Below are 23,934 nucleotides of genomic sequence, written 5' to 3'. Positions count from 1 at the left end.
ATGAGCGAACAAGCTTACGACTCATCGAGCATCAAGGTCCTGAAGGGACTGGATGCCGTGCGCAAGCGTCCCGGCATGTATATCGGCGATACCGACGACGGGACAGGCCTGCATCACATGGTTTTCGAGCTGGTGGACAATTCCATCGATGAGGCCCTGGCCGGATACTGCAGCGAGATCCGTGTCATCATTCATCCTGATGAGTCGATCACCGTCAGCGACAATGGGCGTGGCGTTCCCACCGATATCCATGAAGGTGAAGGGGTTTCGGCAGCGGAAGTCATCATGACGGTGCTGCACGCCGGCGGCAAGTTCGACGACAACTCCTACAAGGTTTCGGGCGGCCTGCACGGGGTCGGCGTTTCGGTAGTCAATGCACTTTCCGAGGAGCTGAAGCTCACGATCTGGCGCGCCGGACAAGTGCATGAACAGGTCTACCGGCATGGCGTACCTCAAGCCCCGCTGAGTGTGGTAGGCAAGACCGAGAAGACCGGTACGCGGGTGCACTTCAAGCCGTCATCGGAGACCTTCGCCAATATCGAGTTCCACTACGATATCCTGGCCAAGCGCTTGCGAGAACTCTCTTTCCTCAATTCGGGCGTAGCGATTCGTCTGATCGACGAGCGCAGCGGCAAGGAGGAGTTGTTTCACTACGAGGGCGGGCTCAAGGCCTTCGTCAATCACCTCAACTCCAACAAGAGCGTGCTCAATCCGGTTTTCCACTTCGAAGCCGAGCGCGATGACGGCGTCGTGGTCGAGGTGGCGATGCAGTGGAGCGACGCTTTCACGGAGAGTATCTACTGCTATACCAACAACATACCGCAGCGTGATGGTGGGACACATTTGGCCGGCTTCCGGGCGGCGTTGACGCGGACGCTCAATGGCTACATCGAGTCCGAGGGGCTCTTGAAGAAGTCCAAGGTCGCCACGTCCGGAGACGACGCGAGGGAAGGACTGACCGCGATTATCTCGGTCAAGGTGCCGGACCCCAAGTTCTCCTCGCAGACCAAGGACAAACTGGTCTCCTCCGAGGTGAAGACGGCCGTCGAGCAAGAGATGGGGCGGCTGCTTTCGGATTACCTGATCGAGAACCCCAACGAGGCCAAGTCGATCGTCAACAAGATGCTCGATGCGGCCAGGGCGCGCGAGGCGGCACGCAAGGCGCGCGACATGACGCGACGCAAGGGGGCTCTGGATATCGCCGGGCTGCCCGGTAAGCTGGCCGACTGTCAGGAAAAGGATCCGAGTCTTTCCGAATTGTTCCTGGTCGAGGGCGATTCGGCCGGCGGCAGCGCCAAGCAGGGCCGTGATCGTCGAACCCAGGCCATCCTGCCGCTAAAGGGCAAGATTCTCAATGTCGAAAAGGCTCGCTTCGACAAGATGCTTTCTTCCGCCGAAGTGGGCACGTTGATCACAGCGCTGGGCTGCGGCATTGGGCGGGAGGAGTTCAATCCCGACAAGCTTCGGTACCATTCGATCATCATCATGACGGATGCGGACGTCGACGGCTCCCACATCCGCACGCTGCTGCTGACCTTCTTCTTCCGTCAGATGGCACAGCTGATCGAGCGCGGCCATGTTTTCATCGCTCAGCCGCCACTGTACAAGATCAAGCGCGGCAAGCAGGAAACCTATCTCAAGGACGAGCAGGCGCTGATCGACTATCTCACCACTACGGCAATGGATGGAGCACGCCTCTACGTCAATCCGGATGCGCCGCCGGTTACCGGTGCTCAGTTGGAAACGCTGGTCAGCCAGTATCGCGATGTGATGAAGCGCATCGACCGCCTGTCGCGAGTTTACCCCAACGAGGTGCTGCGCAAGGTGGTCCACGCGGCCACGCTGAATGGCGAGAGCAGCCTGAAGGATCGCGTCACCATGGAAAACTGGATCGATTTTCTGCAGAGGGAGATGGATGCGCTGGTCGCGTACGAGGGGGGGCCGCGCTATACCTTCCGCCTCGAGGAGGATACGGAGCGTGAACTCTTTCTGCCGGCGGTGACGCTGACGGCGCATGGGGTCAGTACCGACTATGTGTGGGGTATCGACTTCTTCACCAGCGCCGATTATCGCGCCATGGCGGCCTTGGGCACGACGTTGAACGGCCTTCTCGAAGAAGGTGCCTACATCGCTCGTGGCGAGCGTAAGAAGACGGTGAGCAGCTTCTACCAGGCGCTGGAGTGGCTGATGGCGGAAGCGCAGCGTGGCCTATCGGTGCAACGCTACAAGGGGTTGGGTGAGATGAATCCCGACCAGTTATGGGAAACTACCATGGACCCTGAGACGCGACGCCTGCTACGAGTCTCGATCGAGGATGCTGTCGCAGCCGACATGATGTTCAACACCCTCATGGGAGATGAAGTGGAACCGCGTCGCGCCTTCATTGAAAGCAATGCTCTGGTCGCTAACCTCGACGTGTGAGGCTAAAACGTTTCACGTGGAACATCGTCAGAGGGATGCCGCCGGTAGGGGAGCATGACCGGTAAAAAGAAAAGGCCAGCGCAAACGCTGGCCTTTTTTACGCTCTCTATTGGCGCTACGCTCTACCGCAGTTGATCTACGGTCGCTCGTTTGCGAGCAACCAGTCGGTGAAGCCGGCCAGATCGTCGAAGACAAGCGTACCTTCCAGACCCACCCCCTTGGCCTCGGTCTGGCTGCCCTTGCCGGTCCTGACCAATACCGGACGGCAGCCCATGGGTTCGCCGGCCTGTAGGTCGCGCAGGCTGTCGCCTACCATCCAACTGCCCTTTAAATTATCCAGTCCCAGCGCCTCTCGGATCTGTTCCAGTAGGCCCGGCAGCGGTTTCCGGCAATCGCAAGCGTCACCAGGCCCATGCGGACAGTAGGCGATGTGAGCGATGTTACCACCGGCTTCCTGGACGCGACGCCGAAGCTCCGCATGCATCAGTGACAGCGTGGCCTCATCATAGAAGCCGCGTGCGATTCCCGACTGGTTGGTTGCGACGGCCACGGTCAGGCCTGCACGGGTCAGGCGTGCAATGGCTTCGATGGAGGAAGGATAGGGCTGCCACTCTTCCAGCGATTTGATATAAGCCTCGGAGTCCCGGTTGATGACACCATCTCGATCGAGAATGACGATTCGGGACGCATCGTAGGGCATCGTGAAGTCCTGCAAGTAGTCGCTTGATCACTAGTGTTTCACGTGAAACGCCTCCTGCCAAGACGCTCTGATCCGGCGGAATGTTTCACATGGAACATGACGAAAAAAGGCCGGCGAGCCCGGGAGGGCTTGCCGGCCTGGAGAGGGCCGAGTCGCTACTGCTGCAGCAGGGCGATATCGGCGACTTCGAGAAACAGGGCTTGCAGATCGGACAGCAACGCCAGCCGGTTGCGGCGAATGGTGTCCTTCTCGGCCATGACCATGACATCATCGAAGAAACCATCCACCGGAGTCCGCAGTCCCGCAAGGATATCCAGCGCTTCGTGGTAGCGCCCCTCGGCGAACAGCGGCATGACGCGTCCGCGACTCGACGAGACGGCATCGTACAGGGCCTGCTCGGCGGGCTCCTGCAGCTGGCTGACGTCAACTTGGCGGCTGACTTCGTCGGCCTGTTTGGCCAGGATATTGGAAACCCGCTTGTTGGCGGCCGCTAAGGCAGCGGCTTCCTCGCGCTGAGTGAAGGCATGAACGGCCCGTAAGCGGCGAGCGAAATCCAGCGGCTTGGTGACCGGGCGGGCTCGCACCGCCAGATAGACCTCGGCGGGAATGCCTTCGTCCTGCCCCCAGGCGCGGAAACGGTCGAGCATGTAGCCTAGCACCTCCTCGACCAGGTTCTCTGCATAGGGGAGATCCCGGTGCTGAGCGGCGGCCAGTTCAAGCAGCTCGCGTAGGTTCAGGTCCAGCTCGCCCTTGATCATGATATTGAGCACACCGATGGCGGCGCGGCGCAAGGCGAACGGATCCTTGGTGCCGCTCGGCCGCTGTCCGATACCGAAGATACCCGTAAGCGTATCCAGGCGGTCGGCCAGTGCCAATGCCTGCCCCGCCGGGGTCTGGGGGATGGCATCGCCGGCGAAGCGGGGCAGGTACTGCTCCTCGAGCGCCTGGGCCACCTCAGCGGGCTCGCCGTCGTGGGTCGCATAGTAGCGGCCCATGATGCCTTGCAGTTCGGGAAATTCGAGCACCATCTCGGTTACCAGGTCGCACTTGGCCAATTCGGCGGCGCGTCTTGCCTGGGCCACGTTACCGCCGATGCGTCCGGCGATGAAGGCGGCTACAGCGGCACTACGGTGTGCCTTGTCGGCCAGCGTGCCGAGCTGTTTCTGAAAGACCACACTGGCCAGGCCGTCGATGCGTGCGGCCAACGGTTGCTTGCGGTCGGTGTCGTAGAAGAAAGCGGCGTCGGCAAGGCGCGGACGTATCACCTTCTCGTTGCCCTCCACGACTCGCTGCGGCTCATGGCTATCGATGTTGGCAATGGTGATGAACAGCGGCTTGAGACGGCCCTTTTCGTCGAGCAGGTGGAAGTACTTTTGATTGGCCTTCATCGAGGAGATCAGGCACTCCGCGGGCACTTCCAGAAAGCGCTCGTCGAAGCTACCGGCCAGGGCCACCGGCCACTCGACCAGGCCGCTGACTTCGCCCAACAGCTCCTCGTCGATGACTGCCTTGGCCTCCTGGACTTCGGCCTCGGCCAGTACCTGTTCGCGAATGCGCTCGCGTCGCAGGTTGCGGTCGGCCAGCACCCAGGCGTGCTCGAGAACGTCGAGGTAGTCATCGGCGTGAGCCAGCTCGATAGGGTCGGGGGCGTGGAAGCGATGCCCACGAGTGGTGCGGCCGGACCTGAGGCCCAGCAGCTCGGCGTCGACCACGTCACTGCCGTAGAGCATCACCAGCCAGTGCACGGGGCGCGAGAATTCGACTCGAGAGGCTCCCCAGCGCATGTTCTTGGGCACCGGCAGGCCGGCAATGGCCTTGTCGACGATGGCGGGCAATAGGACAGTGGTGGTTTCACCCTGCTGCCGCTCGCGATAGCCGAGCCAGGTGCCCTTGTCGGTCTCCAGGTGGACCAGCTCGGTCACGGACACGCCGCAGGAGCGGGCGAAACCTTCGGCGGCCTTGGTCGGTTGGCCATCTTTGAAGGCGGCGGCGAGCGCGGGGCCGCGACGCTCGATTTCGCGATCAGGCTGCTTGTCGCCGAGCTCGGCGACTTGCACCGCCAGCCGCCGCGGCGTGGCGTAGGCGCGGATCTCGCCGAAATCGACCTCTGCCTCGGTAAGGCCTCGGTGGATGCCGTCGGCAAGGGCGTCGGAGAGGCTATCGATAGCGCCTGGCGGCAGCTCCTCGACGCCCAGTTCGATCAATAGAGTGGTGGCGGCCATCACGCGTCTCCTCCCTGTTCGGCGGTCGTCTCGTTGGCCAGCAGTTCCTGGCGCAGCGCCTCGGACGCCAGCGGAAAACCGGCAGCCTTGCGCGAGGCATAGTAGGCATGAGCCACGTCGCGGGCCATGGTGCGTACCCGCAGGATGAAGCGCTGCCGCTCGGTGACGGAGATGGCATGGCGCGCATCGAGCAGGTTGAAGGTGTGCGAAGCCTTGAGCACCTGCTCGTAGGCCGGCAACGATAAGCCAGCCTCGAGCAGCTTGGTGCATTCGCGTTCATGATGGTCGAAAGCGGCGAACAGCGCCGGCACGTCGGCGTGCTCGAAGTTGTAGGCCGACTGCTCGCGCTCGTTCTGCAGATAGACGTCGCCGTAGGTGACCTTGGCGCCATCCGGGGCGATGGTCCAGACCAGATCGTAGACGCTATCGACATCCTGCAGGTACATGGCGATACGCTCGAGACCATAGGTCAGCTCGCCGGTTACGGGATAGCATTCGAGTCCGCCCGCCTGCTGGAAATAGGTGAACTGGGTCACTTCCATGCCATTGAGCCAGACCTCCCAGCCGAGCCCCCAGGCGCCCAGGGTAGGGGATTCCCAATTGTCCTCGACGAAGCGGATGTCATGGACCAGGGGGTCTAGGCCAAGGCGCTCCAATGACCCGAGGTAGCGTTCCTGCAGGTCGTCCGGAGAAGGCTTCATCACCACCTGAAACTGGTAGTAATGCTGCAGCCGGTTGGGATTCTCGCCGTAGCGGCCATCGGTAGGGCGTCGGGAGGGCTGGACGTAGGCGGCGTTCCAGGATTCGGGACCGATGGAGCGCAGGAAGGTGGCGGGATGGAAGGTGCCGGCGCCGACCTCCATGTCCAGTGGTTGGAGCACCACACAGCCTTGTTCGGCCCAGTACTGCTGCAGGGCGAGTATCAGCCCCTGAAAGGTGGTCACGTCTGGCGTCGACCCTGATGCCGAGGTCGACGTGGGTGTCGAGAGCGTCTGCGACGGGTTTGGCGAGGGAGTCATTGCGGAAGCACCGTTGGCCATGAATTCACAGGGCGTCAAGTATACAATCACAGGCACATCGGTTATAGGCGCAGCGCTTGCGCCCAGCGAGGTTCATAATGATCGTAGTGACAGGTGGCGCCGGTTTCATCGGCTCGAATCTGGTCAAGGCTCTCAACGAGCGCGGACGGTACGACGTGCTGGTCGTCGACGACCTGCGCGATGGCACGAAGTTCGTCAACCTGGCGGATTGCACCCTCGGCGATTACCTTGACAAGGACGATTTCCGCGCTCGTGTCGAGGCGGCGCTGCGCGGTGAACCCTCGCGACTGCCGCGGATCGAGGCGATCTTCCACGAGGGTGCCTGCTCGGATACCACCGAGTGGGACGGGCGCTTCATGCTCGATAACAATTTCGAATATTCCAAGGTGCTGCTGCATTACTGCCAGCAGCAGGGCATTCCCTTCCTCTACGCCTCGTCGGCGGCGACCTATGGCGGCAGCCAGGTATTTCGCGAGGCGCCCGAATACGAAAAACCGCTCAACGTCTACGGCTATTCCAAGCTGTTATTCGACCAGTATGTGCGTCAGCACTGGAACGAACTGACCAGCCAGGTGGTGGGGTTTCGCTACTTCAACGTCTACGGTCCCCGCGAGCAGCACAAGGGCAAGATGGCCAGCGTCGCCTACCACCACCAAACCCAGATCGGTGCGGGCCAGGACCTCAAGCTGTTCGGCGCCTGGGACGGCTATGAGGCGGGCATGCAGAGTCGTGATTTCGTCTACGTGGGCGACGTGGTGGATGTCAACCTATGGTTCCTCGAGCATCCCGACAAGTCGGGTATCTTCAATCTTGGCTCCGGTCGCGCCGAGCCGTTCAAGGCCATTGGGGAGGCGGTGATCGACTTCCACGGGCGTGGGCGGATCGAGTACATCGATTTTCCCGACGAGCTCAAGGGGCGTTACCAGAGCTACACCCGAGCCGACATTTCGAGACTGCGCGAGGCCGGCTACGAACGCGAGTTCCGCAGTGTGGCCGAGGGCGTCAAGGCCTATCTCGGCTGGCTGAGCGGAGCCGCTGCATGAGTCAGGCGTCCACCCTGGAGCCCCGTATTCTGGTGGTCGGCCCTTCCTGGGTGGGCGACATGGTTATGGCGCAGAGCCTGTTCATGACGCTGAGACAGCGCCATCCACGCTGTCGCATCGGTGTGGTGGCCCCAAGCTGGTCGCAGCCGATCCTGGCGCGCATGGCCGAGGTGGACGAGGCGATCGCGCTGGACGTGGAACATGGCCAGTTCGGCTGGACAACCCGACGTACCCTGGCACGCCGGCTACGGGGACGTTTCGACATGGCGATCGTGCTGCCGCGCTCGTGGAAGTCGGCCCTGGTGCCGTTCCTGGCACGCATACCCAAGCGGGTGGGATACACGGGGGAGCAGCGCTATGGCCTGATCAGCGAGCGCCGTGAACTGGACAGGGAGGTGCTGGATCAGACCGTGAAGCGCTTCGTCGCCCTCGGTCTGCCATCTGACGAGGCGTCGACAGGTGGCTTCCCTGTTCCCCGTCCCCGATTGCGGGTCGATCCCGGCAATCTGGTCGAGCTGCGCATTCGGCTGGGGCTCACCTCGCGTCCGGCCATCGGCGTGATGCCCGGCGCGGAGTACGGGCCCGCCAAGCAGTGGCCGCTGGGTCATTTTCGCGAACTGGCCGGACGCCTCGAGGCGGAGGGGTTTGAGGTGCGCGTGCTGGGCGGTCCCAAGGACGCCGATGCGGGGGAGACGATCGCCAAGGGACTGGTGCACGTGCACAACCTGTGCGGCCAGACCCGCCTGGCGGATGCCGTGGACCTGCTGGCCGACTGTCAGCAGGTGGTGACCAACGACTCGGGGCTGATGCACGTGGCCGCTGCGGTCGGTACGCGCGTGCATGCGCTCTACGGCTCCTCGTCGCCGGGCTATACGCCGCCGCTGACCGATAGCGCAAAGATCCACTTCCTGGGGCTGAGCTGCTCCCCCTGCTTCGAGCGGACCTGTCCGCTCGGGCATACCAACTGTCTGGTACAGCTCTCGCCGCAGCGGGTGCTGGGTGCCTTGCTGGCGTCGTCGGCGGAGGTGCTCGCTCGCGGCTGAGTCGCTCACTGCACCTGGGCGGGCGCCTCGCCGGTGGCATCGTCGGGCGTCTCCACGATCTGTTCGGGGGGCTCCGGTTCGGGGGCTTCCGGCTGCGACGGGGCAAGGCCCTCCCACAGCCGTTCCTGGAGCGCGGTCTCTTCCCGCATGCGGTCATTGAGGAATTCCTTATCGTGCTCCTCGATCAGCGTGGGCGCGTCGGAGAGCAGCGACACGCCGAGACCGGCACGATGCCAATCGATGGTAAAGCCCATGGCCTCGAGAATGGTGGGAAAGACGTCGATCATGGTGGCTTCGCGATGCGCTCGCTCGTTGGGGAGGCCGGGGCCCAGCAGTATCAGGGTATTGTCGCGTTCACCTTCGATCAGTGCCTCCCAGGCCGATACCCGCATGGTCAGGTGATCGCTGGCAATGACGACGACGGTATTGTTCAGCAGCCCCTCGGCCTCGGCGCGTTCGAGGAAATCGCGTGCCAGCCAGGCCGAGCACTTCACTGAGTAGAGAATGTCCACTCCATCGAATTCGCCCTGGCGGTCAAGACAGGCTTGGGCGGGATAGCCGTTGGGCGCGTGACCGGCGATCGATAGGTTGACCATCCCCCACGGATCGTCCTGCGCATCGAGACGGCGTAACTCCTCAAGGGCGAAATCATAGAGCGAATCGTCGTAGAGGCCCCAGTTGTTGACATATTCAGGGTCGTCGAGCAAGGGCTGCAGCTCCTCGCGACCCAGGACCCGATCGAAGCCATGCCCCTCGTAGAACAGCCCCTTGCCGGCGAAGGCGATGCTGGCGCCACCCAGATAGGTGAGCCGATAACCCTGTGCCGAGAGCAGATCTCCCAGGCAGTCGATCCCGGGTACTACCTTTTCCAGCGGCGAGAATTGACGGTCGTGAAGCAACCCGGCGGGCATCAGCGGCGTGCCGCATTGACTGGCGATCATACCGGCCATGGTCCAGCCGGTATTGTCGATCTGGGTGATGCCCTCGTAGACCAGGCCACGTTCGCCGATGGCATCCAGGTCGGCATAGGCGTCGCCGAAGCGCTCGCGGTCGGCGTAGGTTCGCTCGATGCTCTCGAGATACATCAACAGCAGGTTGGGCGGCTCCCGCGGTGCCTCGAGAATCACCGGTTCGACGTACTGACGTTCCAGCCAGGCCCCCGGCTTGGTCACCAGTGCGGCACCGCGCTGACCGACGCCATACAGCAGCGGATTGCTGGCCAGCAGCACCAGGGCGAGGAGCGGCTCACCGCGATGCCAGTGGCAATCGTGGCGCACGAGCCACGTGAACGAGGCCAGCAGAAGGGCCATGCTGAGGATATAGAAGAAGGCCGCCCCGACGCGGCTGACGCCGCCGTGATCGGCCATACCGGCCTGCAAATGGAAGAAGACCGCGCTCAGATCGACGATACCGAAACTCTCGGTCAGATAAAGATACAGCCCCCACAGGGCGATGGGCAGCAGCGACCAGGGCCATCGGCGTGTCGCGGCCGAGCGCGGCATCTTGTGTGCCGCTCCCCAGCGAAACCAGAGCCCCAGCCCTATCCAGGCCAGCATCAGCGGGGCCAGGCCCCACCTGGGCACGCGAGTCAGAACGATGATGGCATATCCCAGACAGAACCCGATGACCATCAGCGACAGCCAGCGCGGACGTGTCAGGATATGAAGCGAGGACGAAAAGGACATGTTGACGAATCATCCATTGAGTTCGACTGTCGGCTTGTCAGGGCTCGCATCACTGGCATCTTTCCTAGGCCTTCCCGGGCGAGCCCATCGTGTCCGGTTAAGTCTAGTGTTGTTTGGGCCCCGCCTCGTTCTCATACAGCTCGTTCAGCTTGGCGTATTTCATGTAGGCATGAAACGCCGTCGTTAGCGCAACCGTGAATCCATCGCTCCCCTGAAATACCCCACCCTTGAAAAGCAGCTTGCGAACCAGCGCGCTCAGGGCGTGCCGCGCAGGGCGAAACGACGATGGCGGGATGCCTTTGCCTTTCATTGCCCAGGCATCCCGGGTCGAGAGCTGGTCGATTCGCTGAACCCAGTGAGAGAGGTTTTCGTAGGTGAAATGAAGGAGGTGTGTGCCTGTGCTTGCGTACTTCGGTGCCTGCACCGACGAGTGAGCCTTTTTGGGGAGATAACCGCCGGTTGTGCGATTGTAGAGCCTCACCACCTCGTCCGGATAGAATCCGGCCGCCTTGATCCAGTGAGAGCCGCAGAAGTTTCGCCGTCTGAAGCTGTAAGCGAAGGAAGGATCGTCGAGGGTAAGCGTCAGTATCGCTTCGACGGCGTCATCGTCCAAGCGCTCGTCGGCATCCAGGGCAAGAATCCAGTCGTTCGATGCCAGCGGGACGGCATGCGCCTTCTGAGGGCCGTCGCCCAAGTACTCCTGAAGCAGTACCTTGGCGCCTTTCTCTTCGGCGATACGCACGGTGTCGTCCTGGCTGAGCGAATCGACAACGAGGATTTCGTTGCAGACTCGCTTGAGGGAATCGATGCAGCCGCCGATTCGTTCCGCCTCGTTCAGCGTAATCACAATGCCGGTGATGGGTTTCATAGAGGGTGGCCTCGGGACCCATGGGTCTGTAGAAAAGTGGAGATGCTCGCAGCGGCAGCGCACAGGTCGATACTGCCCATATCCAGCTCTTCGGCCTCGATGGGAGGACTGAAGGCAAGGCGACGCGATGGCTCGTTGCAGGTCTGCCAGCGTAGCGCGGTCGCCGAGCGACGGGCCGGATAGAAACCGGCAGTGGGGCGATTGAGGCAGCCGGCGATATGCAGCGGGCCCGTGGAGCCGGCGATGAACAGATCGGCTGCCGCGAGCGCCAGGGCGAAATCGCCGAGCCCGCGACGCGGGGGCAGCACAGCGGCCGTCAGGCCCCGAGCCGTCAAGGTTCCGGCCAGGGCCTCGGCGCCGTGCTCTTCGCCGGGGCCCGCGGTCAGCAGCCACAACGGGCGACGTTCATCCGCCCCGCGCAGTCGCGTATCGATCGTCACCGCCAGCTCGGCGTACTGGACCGGCGTCAGGTTGACCGCCGAGCCGCCGCTGCCGGCGTGCAGATAGAGCCAGGGCCGTGACGCATCGATAGCCAGTTCGTTGGCGATGGCGCGGCGCTGGGCATCGGCGGTCGCGGGGGGAAGTGGCCAGTAGGGCGGTTCGGGCCGAGGTGTGGGCTGACGGTTCAATGCGACCAGCAGCGCCTCGGCCAGCTCGACGTTATAGTGGTACTCGGGCCTGGCCGAACGTGACCTGCGCTGGGTGACGCGCCGGTTGTAGAATAGCTGTGCCCACTTGGTCGCCGGCGCCATGCGCAGCGGAATGTCGGCGCGCCAGCCCAGCCAGCCAACACGGGGTGTCGAGAACAGCGTCAGCATGGCCGTGAAGCGCCGCTCTCGAAGGCTGACGAGAAGTGAGCGCTGGCCCTGCCGGCCGGCGGCGGCGCCCGGGTCGACGATCACCTCGTCGATCCATGGGCAGAGTTGGGCCAGCGGTGCCGTATAGGCCGGCACCAGCGCGCTGATCCGAGCGTCGGGCGCTCCTGCCTTGAGACAGGCGAGCGCCGGCCAGGCCAGCATGAAGTCGCCGAGCTTATCGTTGCGCACCACCAGGATGCGCGGTGCCGTATCCGTTGCGTTGCGATCGGCCATGGGTGAAGAAAAGATCATCTGGGCTCCCGGGCCCCGGTACGAAGAAGGAGACAGCCTTGGCGCACAAGGTCATGCACATCTGCCTGTCCGACGGCTGGGGCGGACTCGAAATGTATCCTGCGCGGATTATACCCGAGCTGCAATGCCAGGGCTGGGAGCCCCATGGACTGGCCCTGAGCGGCTCGCGAGTCGCCGACAGCATGGCGTCGGCGGGCATCGCACCGCTGACCGTGCCCAGCCGGGGCCGCGCGCTGCTGCAGGTAGGGAGAATCCTGGCCCATCTTCGTCGACATGCCATCGAGGTGCTGCACTGCCACAAATCCAGTGATCTTCGCCTGGGGGCGCTATTGGCGACCCTGCGCCCGGGTCTGAAGCTGTTCTTCACCGACCACATGGGCGTCACCCGGCCCAAGAAGGATCTCTATCATCGCTGGGCCTATGGCCGCGTCACGCGGCTCTTCTCCATTAGCGAGGCCACGCGCGAACGCAACCTGGCGGCCTTTCCGCTGCCACCGGAACGCATCCGGCGGCTCTACCTGGGCATCGACCTGGCACCCTATTCACCGCAGCTGGACTCAGCGGCATGCGACGCGCTGCGACGCGAGCTTGGCGTGCCGGCCGGCAGTGTGGCGATCGGCCTGCCCGGTCGCCTGACTCGTGGCAAGGGCCAGCGTACCTGGCTCGAGGGACTGGCCCGGCTGAGTCAGTGGACGCCGGGATTCGACTGGCACGGTGTGCTGATCGGCGGGCTGACGGCAGCAGAGGGCAGCGACGAGGTCTATGTGGCAAGTCTCGAGCGACAGGTGGCCGCACTGGGGCTGGAGGAACGAATCACCTTCGCTGGTTTTCGGCCCGACCTACCGCGGCTATTCGAGGCGCTGGACATCGTCTGCGTGCCCTCGCGCAACGAGGCCTTCGGCCTTACCGTGGTCGAGGCGATGGCGGCCGGCAAGGCAGTGATCGGTGCCGATAGCGGGGCGATTCCGGAACTGCTCGACACCGGCTGTGGTCGTCTGGCGGATCCCGAGTCGCCCGAGGCCTGGGCGCAGGCGATGGAAGCGCTCGGCCGGGACGACGGGCTGCGCCGACGCCTGGGCCAGGCGGCCCGGGCGAGGGCCGTCGAGAGGTTCGGCATGAGCGCCCACGTGCGTGCCCTGACCGGGGAGTACGCTGGAGACGCGTAGCGCGTGTCAGGCCGGCTCGCTACCGGCGTAGCCTTGGCGAATGAGGGGCAGGGCATCCGACGCGCCGAACTTCGCCAGCGACCGCCCCAAGCGCTGCAGGTTGGCCTCTTGCCATTGCCCGGGGGAGCGCAGGCGGCAGCGGTCGAGATCGATCAGCCAGACCTTGCCCTGGGCGTCGACCAGCAGGTTGCGGGCGTTGAGGTCGACATGATCGAGACCGGCATCGTGGAAACGCCGCACGGTCGCCCCGACGCGCTCGAGCAGGGCCGGGTCGGCGTCGTTCAGGCAGTCCGCCAGGGAACGGGCGCCTGGTAGACGCACCGTGATCAAGGCCGCCGAATAGGTGGGGCCATGGCGGGTAACGCCCGCCGCCACAGGGTGCGGCACCGGCAGGCCGCGAGCGAAGAGTTCGGCGGTGAGGCGAAGCTCGCGGAAGGCACGGGTGCGCTCGAGCCCCGTCCACAGGTAGCGATGCTCGCTCAACCTGGCCATCAGGCCGCCACGGCGATAAGGACGTAGCACCCACTGCTCGGGTCCGGCGTCGAGGAACAGGCTGCTGCCGCGCCCGGGGGCTTCGCCTACGACACGTCCCTCTCGTTGCCAGTGGTCAGGGTCGAAGAGCAGCGGGCCGATTTGTGGCGTCGGGTCGGCGTCACATACACTGTCCGCATCATATAGAATGAAAAGCCTTCCCGTTCGACATGTTGCCAAGTGCATGAAGCATCCTCTGCCTGCCCAACCCCGCCATATCGCCGTGCTGCGACTCTCCGCCCTCGGCGACGTGTGCAACCTGGTCCCCACCGTACGCGCATTGCAGCGGCAGTGGCCCGAAGCCCGCATCACCTGGATCATCGGCAAGGCGGAACACAGTCTACTGGCCGGCCTCTCGGGGGTCGAGTTCATCGTCTACGACAAAGCCAGCGGTTTTGCTGGCATGCGCCGCCTGTGGCGCGAGCTGTCCGACACTCACTTCGACGTGCTGCTCCACATGCAGCAGGCGCTGCGCGCCAGCGTGCTTTCGCTGGGATTCAAGACCGGGGTGCGCATCGGCTACGACAAGGCGCGGGCCAAGGATGCCCAGCATTGGTTCACTCATTACCAGCTGGCACCGCATCCGCGTGCCCACGTGCTGGAGTCGTTTCTCGACTTCGCCCGCCTGCTGGGCGTCGAGGACTTCACGCTGGAATGGAACCTGCCGGTGCCGGCCGAAGCCATCGAGGAGGCTGCTGCACTGACCGGCGATACCCCCTACCTGCTGATCAGCCCCTGCGCCAATCCGCGCCTGCGCAACTTCCGCAACTGGTCGGCGGAGGGCTATGCCGCTGTCATCGAGCACGCCTGGACTCAATACGGCCTGAAGACGGTGCTCAGCGGTGGCGGCAGCACGCAGGAACGGGAGATGGGCGAGCGCATTGTCGCACTCAGCCATGCCGAGGCGGTTATCGATGCCATCGGCAGTACCACGCTCAAGGGCCTGCTGGCACTGATCGGCCGGGCTCGCGCGGTGATCGCTCCCGATTCCGGCCCGGTACACATGGCCAATGCCATGGGCACGCCCGTGGTAGGCCTGTTCGCCACCACCAACCCCGACCGGGCAGCGCCTTACCGATGGCGCGATTACGTCGTCAATCGCTATCCCGATGCCGTGCGCACCTACCTGCATCGCGAGCCCGACGAGATCCACTGGGGCCAGCGTGTTCGTCATGCCGACGCCATGACGCTGATCCGCATCGAAGATGTGATCGGCCAACTCGATGCGCTGTTGACACGCCCGAACGGCCGCAAGCAAGAGGATGAAACCGATGAAGCTTGACCTGACCGCGCTGGAGCAGGCGCACGTACTGGTGGTGGGCGACGTCATGCTCGACCGCTACTGGCACGGCGCCACCTCGCGCATCTCTCCCGAGGCGCCGGTGCCGGTGGTGCGCGTGGAGGAATGCGAGGATCGCCCCGGCGGCGCGGCTAACGTGGCGCTCAACATCGCCTCGCTGGGCGCTCACGCCGCCCTGAGCGGCATGGTCGGCGACGACGATAACGCCCGGCGGTTGGTGGCCCGTATGGACGCCGCCGGCGTTGACACCTACTTCGAGAGCAGCCCGGGCATTCCCACTATCACCAAGCTGAGGGTCATGAGCCGCAACCAGCAGCTGATCCGGCTTGATTTCGAGGACGGCCTGGGCGAGCTCGATACCCGTGGCCTGCTGTCCCGTGTCGAACAAGGGCTGCCCGACTGCGATCTGGTGATTCTCTCCGATTACGGCAAGGGGACCCTCAACCGGGTCGAGGAACTCATCGCTCGGGTGCGTGCGGCAGGCAAGCGGGTGCTGATCGATCCCAAGGGCAGCGATTTCGGCAAGTACCGCGGCGCCAGCGTCATTACCCCCAACCTGGCCGAGTTCGAAGCGGTGGTCGGCCATTGCCGAAGCGATGACGAGCTGTCCGCCAAGGGCGCGGCGCTGTGCGCCGAGCTTGATCTCGAGGCGCTGCTAATCACCCGCAGTGAAAAAGGCATGACGCTGATCCGGGGTGGCCATGAGCCGCTGCACCTGCCGACACGGGCACGCGAGGTCTTCGACGTCACCGGCGCCGGAGATACCGTGATCGGCGTGCTGGGGCTGGCGCTGGCCGCCGGACACGGCTTCCCCGAAGCCATGACCCTGGCCAACCTGGCCGCCGGCCTGGTGGTGGCCAAGCCCGGCACCGCCACGCTTTCCATCGCCGAGCTCTATACCGCCGTGCATGGCGACAAGCTGGCCGAGTTCGGCCTCATCGAGGAGGCGCCGCTGATCGAAGCGGTGCGTGCCGCGCAGCTGCGCGGCGAGCGGGTGGTAATGACCAACGGTTGCTTCGACATACTGCATGCCGGCCACGTGGCCTACCTGGAGCACGCTCGCCAGCTCGGCGACCGCCTGGTGGTGGCGGTCAACGACGACGCCTCCATCGCCCGGCTCAAGGGGCCCAGGCGACCGATCAACCCGCTTTCCCGTCGCATGCAGGTACTGGCCGGCCTCGGTGCGGTGGATTGGGTGGTACCGTTTAGCGAGGACACCCCGCAGCGGCTGATCGAGGCGGTGCTGCCCGACGTGCTGGTCAAGGGCGGCGATTACCGCGCCGAGGAGATCGCCGGCGGCGAGGCGGTGCGTGCCGCCGGCGGCGAGGTGAAAGTGCTGGGCTTCGAGGACGGCGTCTCCACCACGGCGATGATCGCCACCATCCTCGATCGCGAGGGGTAATGACGCTGCGTGCCCGCCACTGGCCCCGCTGGCTCTACTCGGTAGCGCTCTATCTGCTCTCGCCCTTGATCTGGAGACGCGCGTGGCGTGAGCATGCGCTCACTAACCTGCGGCGCGAGCGGCTTGGACTGAACCTGAGGATGCCTGGCGGAAGGCCAACCGTGTGGCTGCATTGCGCCTCGGTGGGTGAGGTACAGGCCGCGCGATCGCTGATCGACGCCCTGCTGACCCACTATCCGCACCACCGCCTGTTAATCACCACCATGACCGCTACCGGCGCCGAGCGCGTCCACGCGCTGATCGAGGCGCGACGGCAGGCCGGCGAACCCGAACGGATGGAACATCGCTTCGTACCGCTCGATTTTCCCGGTGCCGCGCGGCGTTTCGTCACGCGCCTGGCACCATCGCTCGCCATCTTCTTCGAGACCGAACTGTGGCCCAACCTGCTGGCGGCCTGTCGACGCCGCGGCGTCCCCGTTGCGGTGGTCAACGGGCGCCTCTCGCCGCGCGCCTTTCGCGGCTACCGACGTCTGCGGCCACTGCTGGAGACAGCGCTCGCCTGCGTTGACTGGCTGGCCGCCAAGTCGCGCGACGATGCCGAGCGTTTCCGTGCGTTGGGCATGGCGCCGACGCGGCTCGAGGTGGTGGGATCGCTGAAATACGACCTGACACCCGAGGCGTCGGCGATCGAGGCGAGCAAGCGCCTATGCACCCGGCTGGGATCACGGCCCGTGTGGGTGGCGGGTTCCACCCACCCTGGCGAGGATGAGGTACTGCTCGAGGCGCATGCCCGGCTGCGCCTCACCTTTCCCGAAGCCCTGCTGATTCTGGTGCCACGACATCCGCAGCGCTTCGAGGCGGTAGCCGCGCTATGCCATGAGCGCGGCATGGCGTTGGCGAGGCGTTCCCTGGAGGAATGGCCCGATACCCGCACCGCCGTTTACCTGGGCGACACCATGGGCGAGTTGCTCACTCTCTATGGTGCCGCCGACCTGGCCTTCGTCGGCGGCAGCCTGGTGCCGGTGGGGGGACATAACCTGCTCGAGCCGGCTGCCATGGGCGTGCCGGTCCTGACCGGCCCCGAGCTGGCCAACTTCGCCGATGTCGCCGCGACGCTGCGCGAAGGAAACGCCCTGGTGGAGGTAACCGATAGCACGGCGCTGGCCGAAGCGCTGGCCACTCTGTTCATCGACGAGACCGAGCGCCACCGCCTGGCCGATGCGGCCCTGGCAGTGGTTGCTGCCAATCGGGGAGCGCTGGCGCGCACCTTGGAGGGTCTGGCGCGCCTGCTACCGGGTAAGTGAGCGCTTGCTAGTGTCAGGCCGGAGTCAGGCGCTCCACGCCGCGCTCGCTGCCCAGCAGCAAGACATCGGCGCCGCGGGCGGCGAACAGGCCATTGGTGACCACCCCCACGATGGCGTTGAGGCGCGCTTCCATGGCCACCGGGTCATCGATCAGAAAATCGTAGCAGTCGATGATCTGGTTGCCATTGTCGGTGATCACTCCTTCGCGATAGACCGGGTCGGCGCCCAGCTTGACCAGCTCGCGCGCCACGTAGGAGCGCGCCATGGGGATCACTTCCACCGGCAGTGGGAACGCCCCCAGGCGCGCGACCTTCTTCGAGGCGTCGGCGATGCAGATGAAGCGCTCGGCGCAGGCCGCCACGATCTTCTCGCGAGTCAGCGCCGCACCGCCTCCCTTGATCATATGCAAGTGAGCGTTCACTTCGTCTGCGCCGTCGATATAGAAGGGAACGGTGCCGACACTGTTGAGCTCGTATACCTCGATGCCATGTCCGCGCAGACGCTCGGCGCTGGCTTCGGAGCTGGCCACGGCACCCTGGAAATGGTGGCGCAACCGGGCCAGGCGATCGATGAATCGGTTGGCGGTGGAGCCGGTGCCGATGCCGAGAATGGTATCCTGCTCGAGCCGGGAGGCGATCTCATCGATGGCGGCCGCGGCGACGGCGTCCTTCAGTTCGTCCTGGGTCATGTCTCGCTCGTTGCCAGTGGATGGGCGGGTGCGGCGCATTATAGACCAGGCCTCGCCCCGTGCCGACGCCGCCGCTGGACGACAAGGCGGCGAAAATGCTACCTATAGGGGTTCTCTGCAGCGCAGCATGCCGCCTGTCGATACGTGCGGCGTTTTCCGAGCGGCTGTATTTCGCGCCACTCTCCTTCTGGGACATCAGGATGCTCGAAGCCACCGTTAAGAAGATTCTCCAGGCCCGGGTCTACGACGCCGCCCGGGAAACGCCGATCTCCCCGGCCCCCTTCCTTTCACGGCGCTTCAACAACCAGATACTGATCAAGCGCGAGGACCTGCAACCGGTCTACTCGTTCAAGATTCGCGGGGCCTACAACAAGATGGCCCAACTTACCGATGAGCAGAAGGCCAAGGGTGTGATCGCGGCTTCGGCCGGCAATCACGCCCAAGGACTGGCCATGGCGGCGAAGCAGATGGGGGTCAAGGCGATCATCGTGATGCCGCGGATCACACCGGACATCAAGGTCCAGGCGGTGCGCGCCCGTGGGGCCAAGGTGGTGCTCAAGGGCGACGCCTTCGCCGCGGCGGCCGACCATGCCCAGGAGCTGATTCGCGAGCACGGCTACACCTATATTCCCCCATTCGATGACATCGACGTGATCGCCGGCCAAGGCACCGTGGCCATGGAGATCCTGCACCAGCACAGCGGACCGCTGGATGCCATCTTCGTGCCGGTGGGGGGGGGCGGCCTGATCGCCGGCGTGGCGGCCTACGTCAAGTATCTGCGCCCCGACATCAAGGTGATCGGTGTGGAGGCCGAGGATAGCGCCTGTCTCAAGGCGGCACTCGCGGCCGGCAAACGCGTGACGCTGGAACAGGTCGGGGTGTTCGCCGAAGGCGTCGCCGTGGCCCAGATCGGCAAGGTGCCCTTCTCCATCGTGCGCGACCTTGTCGATGACGTCGTGACTGTCAATGCCGACGAGATGTGCGCGGCGGTCAAGGACATCTTCGACGACACGCGGGCGGTGTCGGAGACCTCCGGGGCGCTGTCGTTAGCGGGATTGAAGAAATACGTCCAGCAGACCGGGGTCGTGGATCAGACCCTGTTATGCATCAACTCGGGCGCCAACACCAATTTCGACCGCCTACAGCACATCGCCGAACGTACCGAGCTGGGCGAGCAGCGCGAGGCGATCCTGGCGGTGACCATTCCCGAGCGTCCCGGCAGCTTCAAGAAGTTCTGTCGCACCATCGGCAAGCGCATGGTGACCGAATTCAACTACCGCTACGCCGATCCCGAGGCCGCGCATATCTTCGTCGGCGTGCAGGTCAAGCCGGGCGGTGAGGACCGCGAAGCGTTGATCGAACGATTGCGCGAGGCCGGTTATCCGGTGGTCGATCTCACCGACAACGAGCTGGCCAAGCTGCATATTCGACATCTCGGCGGCGGTCGGCCCAAGGAGCACTTCGATGAGGAAGTTTACCGCTTCGAGTTTCCCGAGCGTCCGGGCGCGTTGATGAACTTTCTCACCCACTTGCCCCAGGATTGGAATATCTCGTTGTTTCATTATCGCAACCATGGCGCCGCTTTTGGCCGCGTGCTGGTGGGCATGCAGGTCCCCAATGGGGATCGCTCCCATGTCGAGGAATATTTCGATGCCATTGGCTATCGCTACTGGAAGGAATCAGACAACGCGGCCTATCGCCTGTTCATGGCCTGAGCCGGTGATGCGATCACGTTGGTGAGCACCGACTTACGCCAAAGCCGAGAAATGGCTTAGGTTTCATTGTGTAATCATTGCCTTGAGCGGTTGTCACCCTAGCGTCACAGGCCCTATAGTCTGCCCAACCGCGGGCCCCCGCGGCGATGTCTCATCCTTCGAGTGCGTCAGGGAGCAGGTAATAATGAAGCGTAAGCCCGATCTGGTCATGGCACTGGTGCTGGCCTTCGGCATTGGCGTGGTGGTAACCGGTTATGCCCAGGCGCTGATGACCGGTGGTTGAGCCGGCCGCCAGTGCCATGATCAGAGACTGTTCGGAACCGGTCGAAGCCCCGCTTCGGCCGGTTTTTTTTGTGTTTTCGCTGGGTGTTTTTACGGCATCCGGCCGGGCCGCAGTATCTTCGCATCGCTGGCGATAGCATCGAGCGGTACGTCCCAGGGTTCGGTCGGCAGGCGTTCCACGCGCTGACACTCGTGAGCCAGCCCGATCAGCGTCGGGCGGGGTCCGCCGCGGCGGGTGAAGGCCAGGCTGCGATCGTAGAAGCCGCCGCCCATGCCCATGCGTTGTCCAAGGTCGTCGAAGCCGACCAATGGCAGCAGGACCAGATCCAGCGCCCAGGCCGGCAGACGGCGGGCGCGATGGGCGCCATGGCGCGTCTCGGGTTCGGGAATGCCGAAACGGTTACGCCGCATGGGCGTGCCCGGATGATAATGGACGAACCAGAGCGTGTTGTCGGACAGGGGTTTGAGTACCGGCAGGTAGACGCGGGCACCCCGCCCAGTCAGCCAGGGAATTAGCGGCCGTGGATCGATCTCGCCGTCGTTGGGCAGGTAGAGCGCTATTCGCCTGGCACGTCGCACTTCGGGCTGCCGGCGCAGCCGTCGGCAAAGGGCTCGAGCCGCTTGATCCTGCTCTTGTGGGGTCAGCGCGCGCCGGCGCCTGCGCAGCTGCTGACGCAGATGACGGCGTGAAGTGCGAGAGGTGGGATCGTCGCTCAGGTGGCTCATGGCGTGCAGAGGTTCCCCAGAGTGCCGCTGTCGTTCTGGCCCTTGAACCCTTGGTTCAAGGTGGGTGGCCGCAGCCGAACCGTCAGGCTTTCCGACGCACGGACATGCACACGGGTCCGGCTAGCAAATGGCCGCCCTGGGTATTGCTCATAGGCTCGAGGGACTTCAACGACTGGCCAACACCCCAGGGAACCTCTTCATCCTAACAGAGGAGCGGGATGCGTCCAATGTCATTCGGCAGCGGTGCGTCCGTGGCGTGGCGCTCCCGCCATGGCCCGCTCCAGCCGTTCGCTGAGATGGTCGAGCTGCTGCTCTTCGCTGCGCCGCGTATCCATGGTCTCGAGCAGCTCGTGGGTGATGTTCAGCGCGGCCATGAGCGCCACACGCTCGCTGCCGAGCAGGTTATTCTGTGCATGGATGCCCTGCATGGCACGGTCGAGATAGCGGGCGGCCCGCTGTAGCTTCTGCTCTTCGCCGGGGTTACAGGCGAACACATAGTGGCGGCCCAGCAGGGTCACCTCGGCGGTAGGCCGGGAGGCGTCATCGCTCATGGAGGGCTCCGGTGTCGGCTTGTCTGCCCGATGCGTTAACATCCTGTCAATCACGCAGGATCGTTTCGATCATCCACTATAAGAGAGCCGTTTGCGAGCGGTCAACGCGACGCCTCTCGCCGCCATCCGACAAGGGATTATTCCATGTCACCGACTGATGAACGCCCCGACTTCTCCACGCTGGCCGATCTCTTCCTGCTTCATGGCAGCATGCAGTCGCCTTCCTTTCTCGACGGACGACTGTGCGCCGAACTGGCGCTTCACGACCTTGGGCCCGAGGCCTGGCTGGAAGAGGTCTGTCTGGGACTCGGCGTGGAGCAGCCACGCGACCGCGAGAGCGCCGAGACGCTGCTGGCCTGGCGCCGGCAGACGCTCGAGGCGCTCGCCGACAGTGACCTCAACTATGAGCCGCTGCTGCCCGACGAATTGTTCTCCCTGGCCGAGCGCGCCCGGGGCCTGCAGGAATGGACGCTGGGCTTCCTCGAGGTCATCGCCGACGCCGGCGATGACCCGCGCGAGAGTTGGTCCGCTGCTCTGCGCGAGGCCGTGGATGACCTTGCCGGGATCGCCGACATCGAGACCGACATCGACGACAGCGCCGAGAACGAGAACGATCTGTTCGCCCTGAGCGAACATGCTCGCATGGCCGCCATGCTGCTCTACACCGAGCAGCATCCCGGCCAACCGCAGGTGGAAAGCAGCGAGCCCACCCGCCACTAGGATTCATTTTCCGAGCACGCAAGGAGCCATGATGCTGTCCGATCCCCTTCCCCGCCCCGCGCCGATCGGCAACGACGAGTACCGTGCCCGTCGAGAAGCGCTGATGAAACAGCTGCCGGCGGACGCCGCCGTGCTGCTGCCCGGCGCCTCGCTCATTACCCGCTCCCACGATAGCGACTATCCCTTCCGTCAACGTAGCGACTTGCACTACCTGACCGGTTTTCCCGAGCCTGAGGCGCTGCTGCTGCTGCTGCCGGGGCGCAGCGACGGTGAAAGCGTCCTGTTCTGTCAGGATCGTGATCCCATGCGGGAAGCCTGGACGGGAAGGCGGCTGGGGGCCGAAGGAGCGGTGCGCGAGTACGGCATCGATCAGGCCTTCGAGAACGCTGAGCGCGATGAGCGGTTGGAAGAACTGCTCGATGGCCGCACGACCCTCTACCTGCCGCTGGACGATACCGAAGCGCTGGCACTGGCCGAGGCGTTTCGTGGTCGGCTCGTTGCGAAGGTGCGGCGTGGCGCCCGCCCGCCGCGCGCCTTCGCCGACCTGACACCACTGGTTCACGAGCAGCGCCTGATCAAGAGTGAAAGCGAACTGTCGTTGATGCGCCATGCCGCCGAGATTTCTGCGCGCGGCCATGTGCGAGCCATGCGAGCGGCTCGCCCCGGGCTCATGGAGTTTCACCTTCAGGCGGAGCTGGAACATGAATTCCGCTGGCACGGCGGCAGTGGGCCGGCCTACGACAGCATCGTGGGCGGAGGCGCCAATGCCTGCGTGCTGCACTATATTGAAAACGACAAACCGTTACGTGACGGTGAGCTGGTGCTGATCGACGCCGGAGCCGAGTTCGACCTCTATGCTGGCGACATCACCCGAACCTTCCCGGTTGGTGGACGCTTCGATACCGCCCAGCGCGAGCTCTACGATGTCGTGTTGGCGGCCCAGGAGCGAGCGGTGGCCGCGGTTCGCCCAGGGGCCACGCTGCAAGCGATACACGACGGCGTATTGCGTGACCTGACCGCCGGTCTGATTCGCCTGGGGCTGCTTGATGGCGAAGTGGAGGCGCGCATCGAGGATGACAGCATCAAGCGTTTCTATCTGCACTCAACCTCGCACTGGCTGGGGCTCGACGTGCACGACGTGGGCGACTATCGCCAGGAGGGCGAGTCTCGGCCGTTGGCACCGGGGATGGTGCTGACAATCGAGCCCGGGCTTTATCTTCCCGACGATGAGGACGTACCCGCGCCCTACCGTGGGATCGGCATCCGCATCGAGGACGATGTGGCGGTTACCGACGAGGGGCATGAAGTGCTGACAGCTTCCGTGCCCAAACGCGTGGCTGAAATAGAAGCGCTGATGGCCAAAAAATGATCACAAAGGAGGGGTACGGCTGTGTTATTACGTAATTTACATTACGATA

20 protein-coding genes and 1 other RNA gene are annotated in these 23,934 nt (G+C 64.2%); 10 read left to right on the top strand and 11 right to left on the bottom strand.

Annotation, left to right across the window (positions count from 1 at the left end; all coding sequences use genetic code 11):
• A complete protein-coding gene (gyrB, locus tag F0A17_RS15690) occupies window positions 1-2,421 on the top strand; it encodes a DNA topoisomerase (ATP-hydrolyzing) subunit B (RefSeq protein WP_149329302.1) in 2,421 nt (806 codons plus the stop codon).
• Window positions 2,422-2,557: 136 nt separating this feature from the next.
• Here the strand turns inward: gyrB and gmhB are convergent, their stop codons facing one another.
• The 3 genes from gmhB to glyQ all read right to left on the bottom strand — a co-directional run bounded on the left by gmhB (window position 2,558) and on the right by glyQ (window position 6,362).
• Window positions 2,558-3,121, bottom strand: a complete 564-nt coding sequence (gene gmhB, locus F0A17_RS15685) for a D-glycero-beta-D-manno-heptose 1,7-bisphosphate 7-phosphatase (RefSeq protein ID WP_149329301.1) — start codon at window positions 3,119-3,121, stop codon at window positions 2,558-2,560.
• Window positions 3,122-3,276: 155 nt separating this feature from the next.
• Window positions 3,277-5,343 carry a glycine--tRNA ligase subunit beta gene (glyS, locus tag F0A17_RS15680; protein WP_149329300.1) on the bottom strand — a complete coding sequence of 689 codons (2,067 nt, stop codon included), beginning with the start codon at window positions 5,341-5,343 and terminating at the stop codon, window positions 3,277-3,279.
• Entirely contained in the window at window positions 5,343-6,362 is a 1,020-nt protein-coding gene (gene glyQ / locus F0A17_RS15675) for a glycine--tRNA ligase subunit alpha (RefSeq protein ID WP_422671009.1), read from the bottom strand. The genes glyS and glyQ overlap by 1 nt, the downstream gene beginning before the upstream one ends.
• A gap of 98 nt (window positions 6,363-6,460) precedes the next feature.
• On the opposite strand from glyQ, the gene rfaD reads away from it, so the two are divergent.
• Window positions 6,461-7,426: an ADP-glyceromanno-heptose 6-epimerase gene (gene rfaD, locus F0A17_RS15670; RefSeq protein WP_149329298.1), complete on the top strand. Its 966-nt coding sequence runs from the start codon at window positions 6,461-6,463 to the stop codon at window positions 7,424-7,426.
• Window positions 7,423-8,469: a lipopolysaccharide heptosyltransferase II gene (gene waaF / locus F0A17_RS15665; RefSeq protein WP_149329297.1), complete on the top strand. Its 1,047-nt coding sequence runs from the start codon at window positions 7,423-7,425 to the stop codon at window positions 8,467-8,469. The genes rfaD and waaF overlap by 4 nt, the downstream gene beginning before the upstream one ends.
• Window positions 8,470-8,474: 5 nt before the next feature.
• Here waaF and F0A17_RS15660 read toward each other — a convergent pair whose 3' ends face one another.
• From F0A17_RS15660 to F0A17_RS15650, 3 genes are all read right to left on the bottom strand, one after another.
• Window positions 8,475-10,154 carry a sulfatase-like hydrolase/transferase gene (locus F0A17_RS15660; RefSeq protein WP_149329296.1) on the bottom strand — a complete coding sequence of 560 codons (1,680 nt, stop codon included), beginning with the start codon at window positions 10,152-10,154 and terminating at the stop codon, window positions 8,475-8,477.
• Window positions 10,155-10,257: 103 nt separating this feature from the next.
• Entirely contained in the window at window positions 10,258-11,022 is a 765-nt protein-coding gene (locus F0A17_RS15655; protein WP_149329295.1) for a glycosyltransferase family 2 protein, read from the bottom strand.
• Entirely contained in the window at window positions 11,019-12,131 is a 1,113-nt protein-coding gene (locus F0A17_RS15650; RefSeq protein WP_149329294.1) for a glycosyltransferase family 9 protein, read from the bottom strand. Before F0A17_RS15650 ends, F0A17_RS15655 begins: the two co-directional genes overlap by 4 nt.
• Window positions 12,132-12,169: 38 nt before the next feature.
• Between F0A17_RS15650 and F0A17_RS15645 the strand changes: the two genes are divergently transcribed.
• Window positions 12,170-13,297 carry a glycosyltransferase gene (locus F0A17_RS15645; protein ID WP_228716935.1) on the top strand — a complete coding sequence of 376 codons (1,128 nt, stop codon included), beginning with the start codon at window positions 12,170-12,172 and terminating at the stop codon, window positions 13,295-13,297.
• A gap of 6 nt (window positions 13,298-13,303) precedes the next feature.
• Here F0A17_RS15645 and F0A17_RS15640 read toward each other — a convergent pair whose 3' ends face one another.
• Window positions 13,304-14,014 (bottom strand): 3-deoxy-D-manno-octulosonic acid kinase, encoded by a 711-nt coding sequence (locus tag F0A17_RS15640; RefSeq protein WP_149329293.1) that lies wholly within the window; start codon window positions 14,012-14,014, stop codon window positions 13,304-13,306.
• On the opposite strand from F0A17_RS15640, the gene F0A17_RS15635 reads away from it, so the two are divergent.
• From F0A17_RS15635 to waaA, 3 genes are read left to right on the top strand one after another with little or no spacing between them, the layout of a single operon-like run.
• Window positions 14,013-15,110, top strand: a complete 1,098-nt coding sequence (locus F0A17_RS15635; RefSeq protein ID WP_149329292.1) for a glycosyltransferase family 9 protein — start codon at window positions 14,013-14,015, stop codon at window positions 15,108-15,110. The two genes, F0A17_RS15640 and F0A17_RS15635, sit on opposite strands and share 2 nt — an antisense overlap.
• Window positions 15,100-16,530 (top strand): bifunctional D-glycero-beta-D-manno-heptose-7-phosphate kinase/D-glycero-beta-D-manno-heptose 1-phosphate adenylyltransferase HldE, encoded by a 1,431-nt coding sequence (gene hldE, locus F0A17_RS15630; RefSeq protein WP_149329291.1) that lies wholly within the window; start codon window positions 15,100-15,102, stop codon window positions 16,528-16,530. The genes F0A17_RS15635 and hldE overlap by 11 nt, the downstream gene beginning before the upstream one ends.
• The gene (gene waaA / locus F0A17_RS15625; protein WP_149329290.1) at window positions 16,530-17,834 is read left to right on the top strand and encodes a lipid IV(A) 3-deoxy-D-manno-octulosonic acid transferase; all 1,305 of its coding nucleotides are present in this window, start codon (window positions 16,530-16,532) and stop codon (window positions 17,832-17,834) included. Before hldE ends, waaA begins: the two co-directional genes overlap by 1 nt.
• Before the next feature lie 13 nt (window positions 17,835-17,847).
• On the opposite strand, the gene rpiA is transcribed toward waaA, so the two are convergent.
• Complete coding sequence (rpiA, locus tag F0A17_RS15620) at window positions 17,848-18,522, bottom strand: ribose-5-phosphate isomerase RpiA (protein ID WP_149329289.1); 675 nt, start codon at window positions 18,520-18,522, stop codon at window positions 17,848-17,850.
• 200 nt (window positions 18,523-18,722) lie between these two features.
• On the opposite strand from rpiA, the gene ilvA reads away from it, so the two are divergent.
• On the top strand, window positions 18,723-20,237 hold the full coding sequence (gene ilvA / locus F0A17_RS15615; RefSeq protein ID WP_149329288.1) for a threonine ammonia-lyase, biosynthetic: 1,515 nt from the start codon (window positions 18,723-18,725) through the stop codon (window positions 20,235-20,237).
• Between the two features lie 372 nt (window positions 20,238-20,609).
• Here ilvA and F0A17_RS15610 read toward each other — a convergent pair whose 3' ends face one another.
• The 3 genes from F0A17_RS15610 to F0A17_RS15600 form a co-directional block, all read right to left on the bottom strand.
• On the bottom strand, window positions 20,610-21,245 hold the full coding sequence (locus F0A17_RS15610) for a 5-formyltetrahydrofolate cyclo-ligase (protein ID WP_149329287.1): 636 nt from the start codon (window positions 21,243-21,245) through the stop codon (window positions 20,610-20,612).
• A gap of 9 nt (window positions 21,246-21,254) precedes the next feature.
• A non-coding RNA gene (gene ssrS / locus F0A17_RS15605) (6S RNA) lies at window positions 21,255-21,439 on the bottom strand.
• A 36-nt stretch (window positions 21,440-21,475) separates the two neighbouring features.
• A complete protein-coding gene (locus F0A17_RS15600) occupies window positions 21,476-21,796 on the bottom strand; it encodes a cell division protein ZapA (RefSeq protein ID WP_149329286.1) in 321 nt (106 codons plus the stop codon).
• Window positions 21,797-21,940: 144 nt separating this feature from the next.
• Between F0A17_RS15600 and F0A17_RS15595 the strand changes: the two genes are divergently transcribed.
• Both F0A17_RS15595 and pepP read left to right on the top strand, forming a co-directional pair.
• Window positions 21,941-22,516, top strand: coding sequence for a UPF0149 family protein (locus tag F0A17_RS15595; RefSeq protein ID WP_149329285.1), 576 nt, complete (start codon window positions 21,941-21,943; stop codon window positions 22,514-22,516).
• A gap of 31 nt (window positions 22,517-22,547) precedes the next feature.
• Entirely contained in the window at window positions 22,548-23,885 is a 1,338-nt protein-coding gene (gene pepP / locus F0A17_RS15590) for a Xaa-Pro aminopeptidase (protein WP_149329284.1), read from the top strand.
• The last annotated feature ends 49 nt before the right edge of the window (window positions 23,886-23,934 follow it).

The sequence above is a fragment of the Billgrantia pellis genome (assembly GCF_008297955.1).
GTDB lineage: Bacteria > Pseudomonadota > Gammaproteobacteria > Pseudomonadales > Halomonadaceae > Halomonas > Halomonas pellis.
Note: the sequence above shows the minus strand (reverse complement) of the source record. Positions and strands in the feature narration are given on the sequence as shown.

Excerpts from the sequence above, each read along its gene's own strand:
- F0A17_RS15600 (WP_149329286.1), bottom strand. The coding sequence starts at position 21,796 with ATGAGCGATGACGCCTCCCGGCCTACCGCCGAGGTGACCCTGCTGGGC.
- F0A17_RS15635 (WP_149329292.1), top strand. The coding sequence starts at position 14,013 with ATGAAGCATCCTCTGCCTGCCCAACCCCGCCATATCGCCGTGCTGCGA.
- hldE (WP_149329291.1), top strand. The coding sequence starts at position 15,100 with ATGAAGCTTGACCTGACCGCGCTGGAGCAGGCGCACGTACTGGTGGTG.
- F0A17_RS15655 (WP_149329295.1), bottom strand. The coding sequence starts at position 11,022 with ATGAAACCCATCACCGGCATTGTGATTACGCTGAACGAGGCGGAACGA.
- rpiA (WP_149329289.1), bottom strand. The coding sequence starts at position 18,522 with ATGACCCAGGACGAACTGAAGGACGCCGTCGCCGCGGCCGCCATCGAT.
- ilvA (WP_149329288.1), top strand. The coding sequence starts at position 18,723 with ATGCTCGAAGCCACCGTTAAGAAGATTCTCCAGGCCCGGGTCTACGAC.
- gmhB (WP_149329301.1), bottom strand. The coding sequence starts at position 3,121 with ATGCCCTACGATGCGTCCCGAATCGTCATTCTCGATCGAGATGGTGTC.
- F0A17_RS15640 (WP_149329293.1), bottom strand. The coding sequence starts at position 14,014 with ATGCACTTGGCAACATGTCGAACGGGAAGGCTTTTCATTCTATATGAT.
- gyrB (WP_149329302.1), top strand. The coding sequence starts at position 1 with ATGAGCGAACAAGCTTACGACTCATCGAGCATCAAGGTCCTGAAGGGA.
- waaF (WP_149329297.1), top strand. The coding sequence starts at position 7,423 with ATGAGTCAGGCGTCCACCCTGGAGCCCCGTATTCTGGTGGTCGGCCCT.
- glyQ (WP_422671009.1), bottom strand. The coding sequence starts at position 6,362 with ATGACTCCCTCGCCAAACCCGTCGCAGACGCTCTCGACACCCACGTCG.
- F0A17_RS15660 (WP_149329296.1), bottom strand. The coding sequence starts at position 10,154 with ATGTCCTTTTCGTCCTCGCTTCATATCCTGACACGTCCGCGCTGGCTG.
- F0A17_RS15595 (WP_149329285.1), top strand. The coding sequence starts at position 21,941 with ATGTCACCGACTGATGAACGCCCCGACTTCTCCACGCTGGCCGATCTC.
- pepP (WP_149329284.1), top strand. The coding sequence starts at position 22,548 with ATGCTGTCCGATCCCCTTCCCCGCCCCGCGCCGATCGGCAACGACGAG.
- waaA (WP_149329290.1), top strand. The coding sequence starts at position 16,530 with ATGACGCTGCGTGCCCGCCACTGGCCCCGCTGGCTCTACTCGGTAGCG.
- F0A17_RS15610 (WP_149329287.1), bottom strand. The coding sequence starts at position 21,245 with ATGAGCCACCTGAGCGACGATCCCACCTCTCGCACTTCACGCCGTCAT.
- glyS (WP_149329300.1), bottom strand. The coding sequence starts at position 5,343 with ATGGCCGCCACCACTCTATTGATCGAACTGGGCGTCGAGGAGCTGCCG.
- rfaD (WP_149329298.1), top strand. The coding sequence starts at position 6,461 with ATGATCGTAGTGACAGGTGGCGCCGGTTTCATCGGCTCGAATCTGGTC.
- F0A17_RS15650 (WP_149329294.1), bottom strand. The coding sequence starts at position 12,131 with ATGATCTTTTCTTCACCCATGGCCGATCGCAACGCAACGGATACGGCA.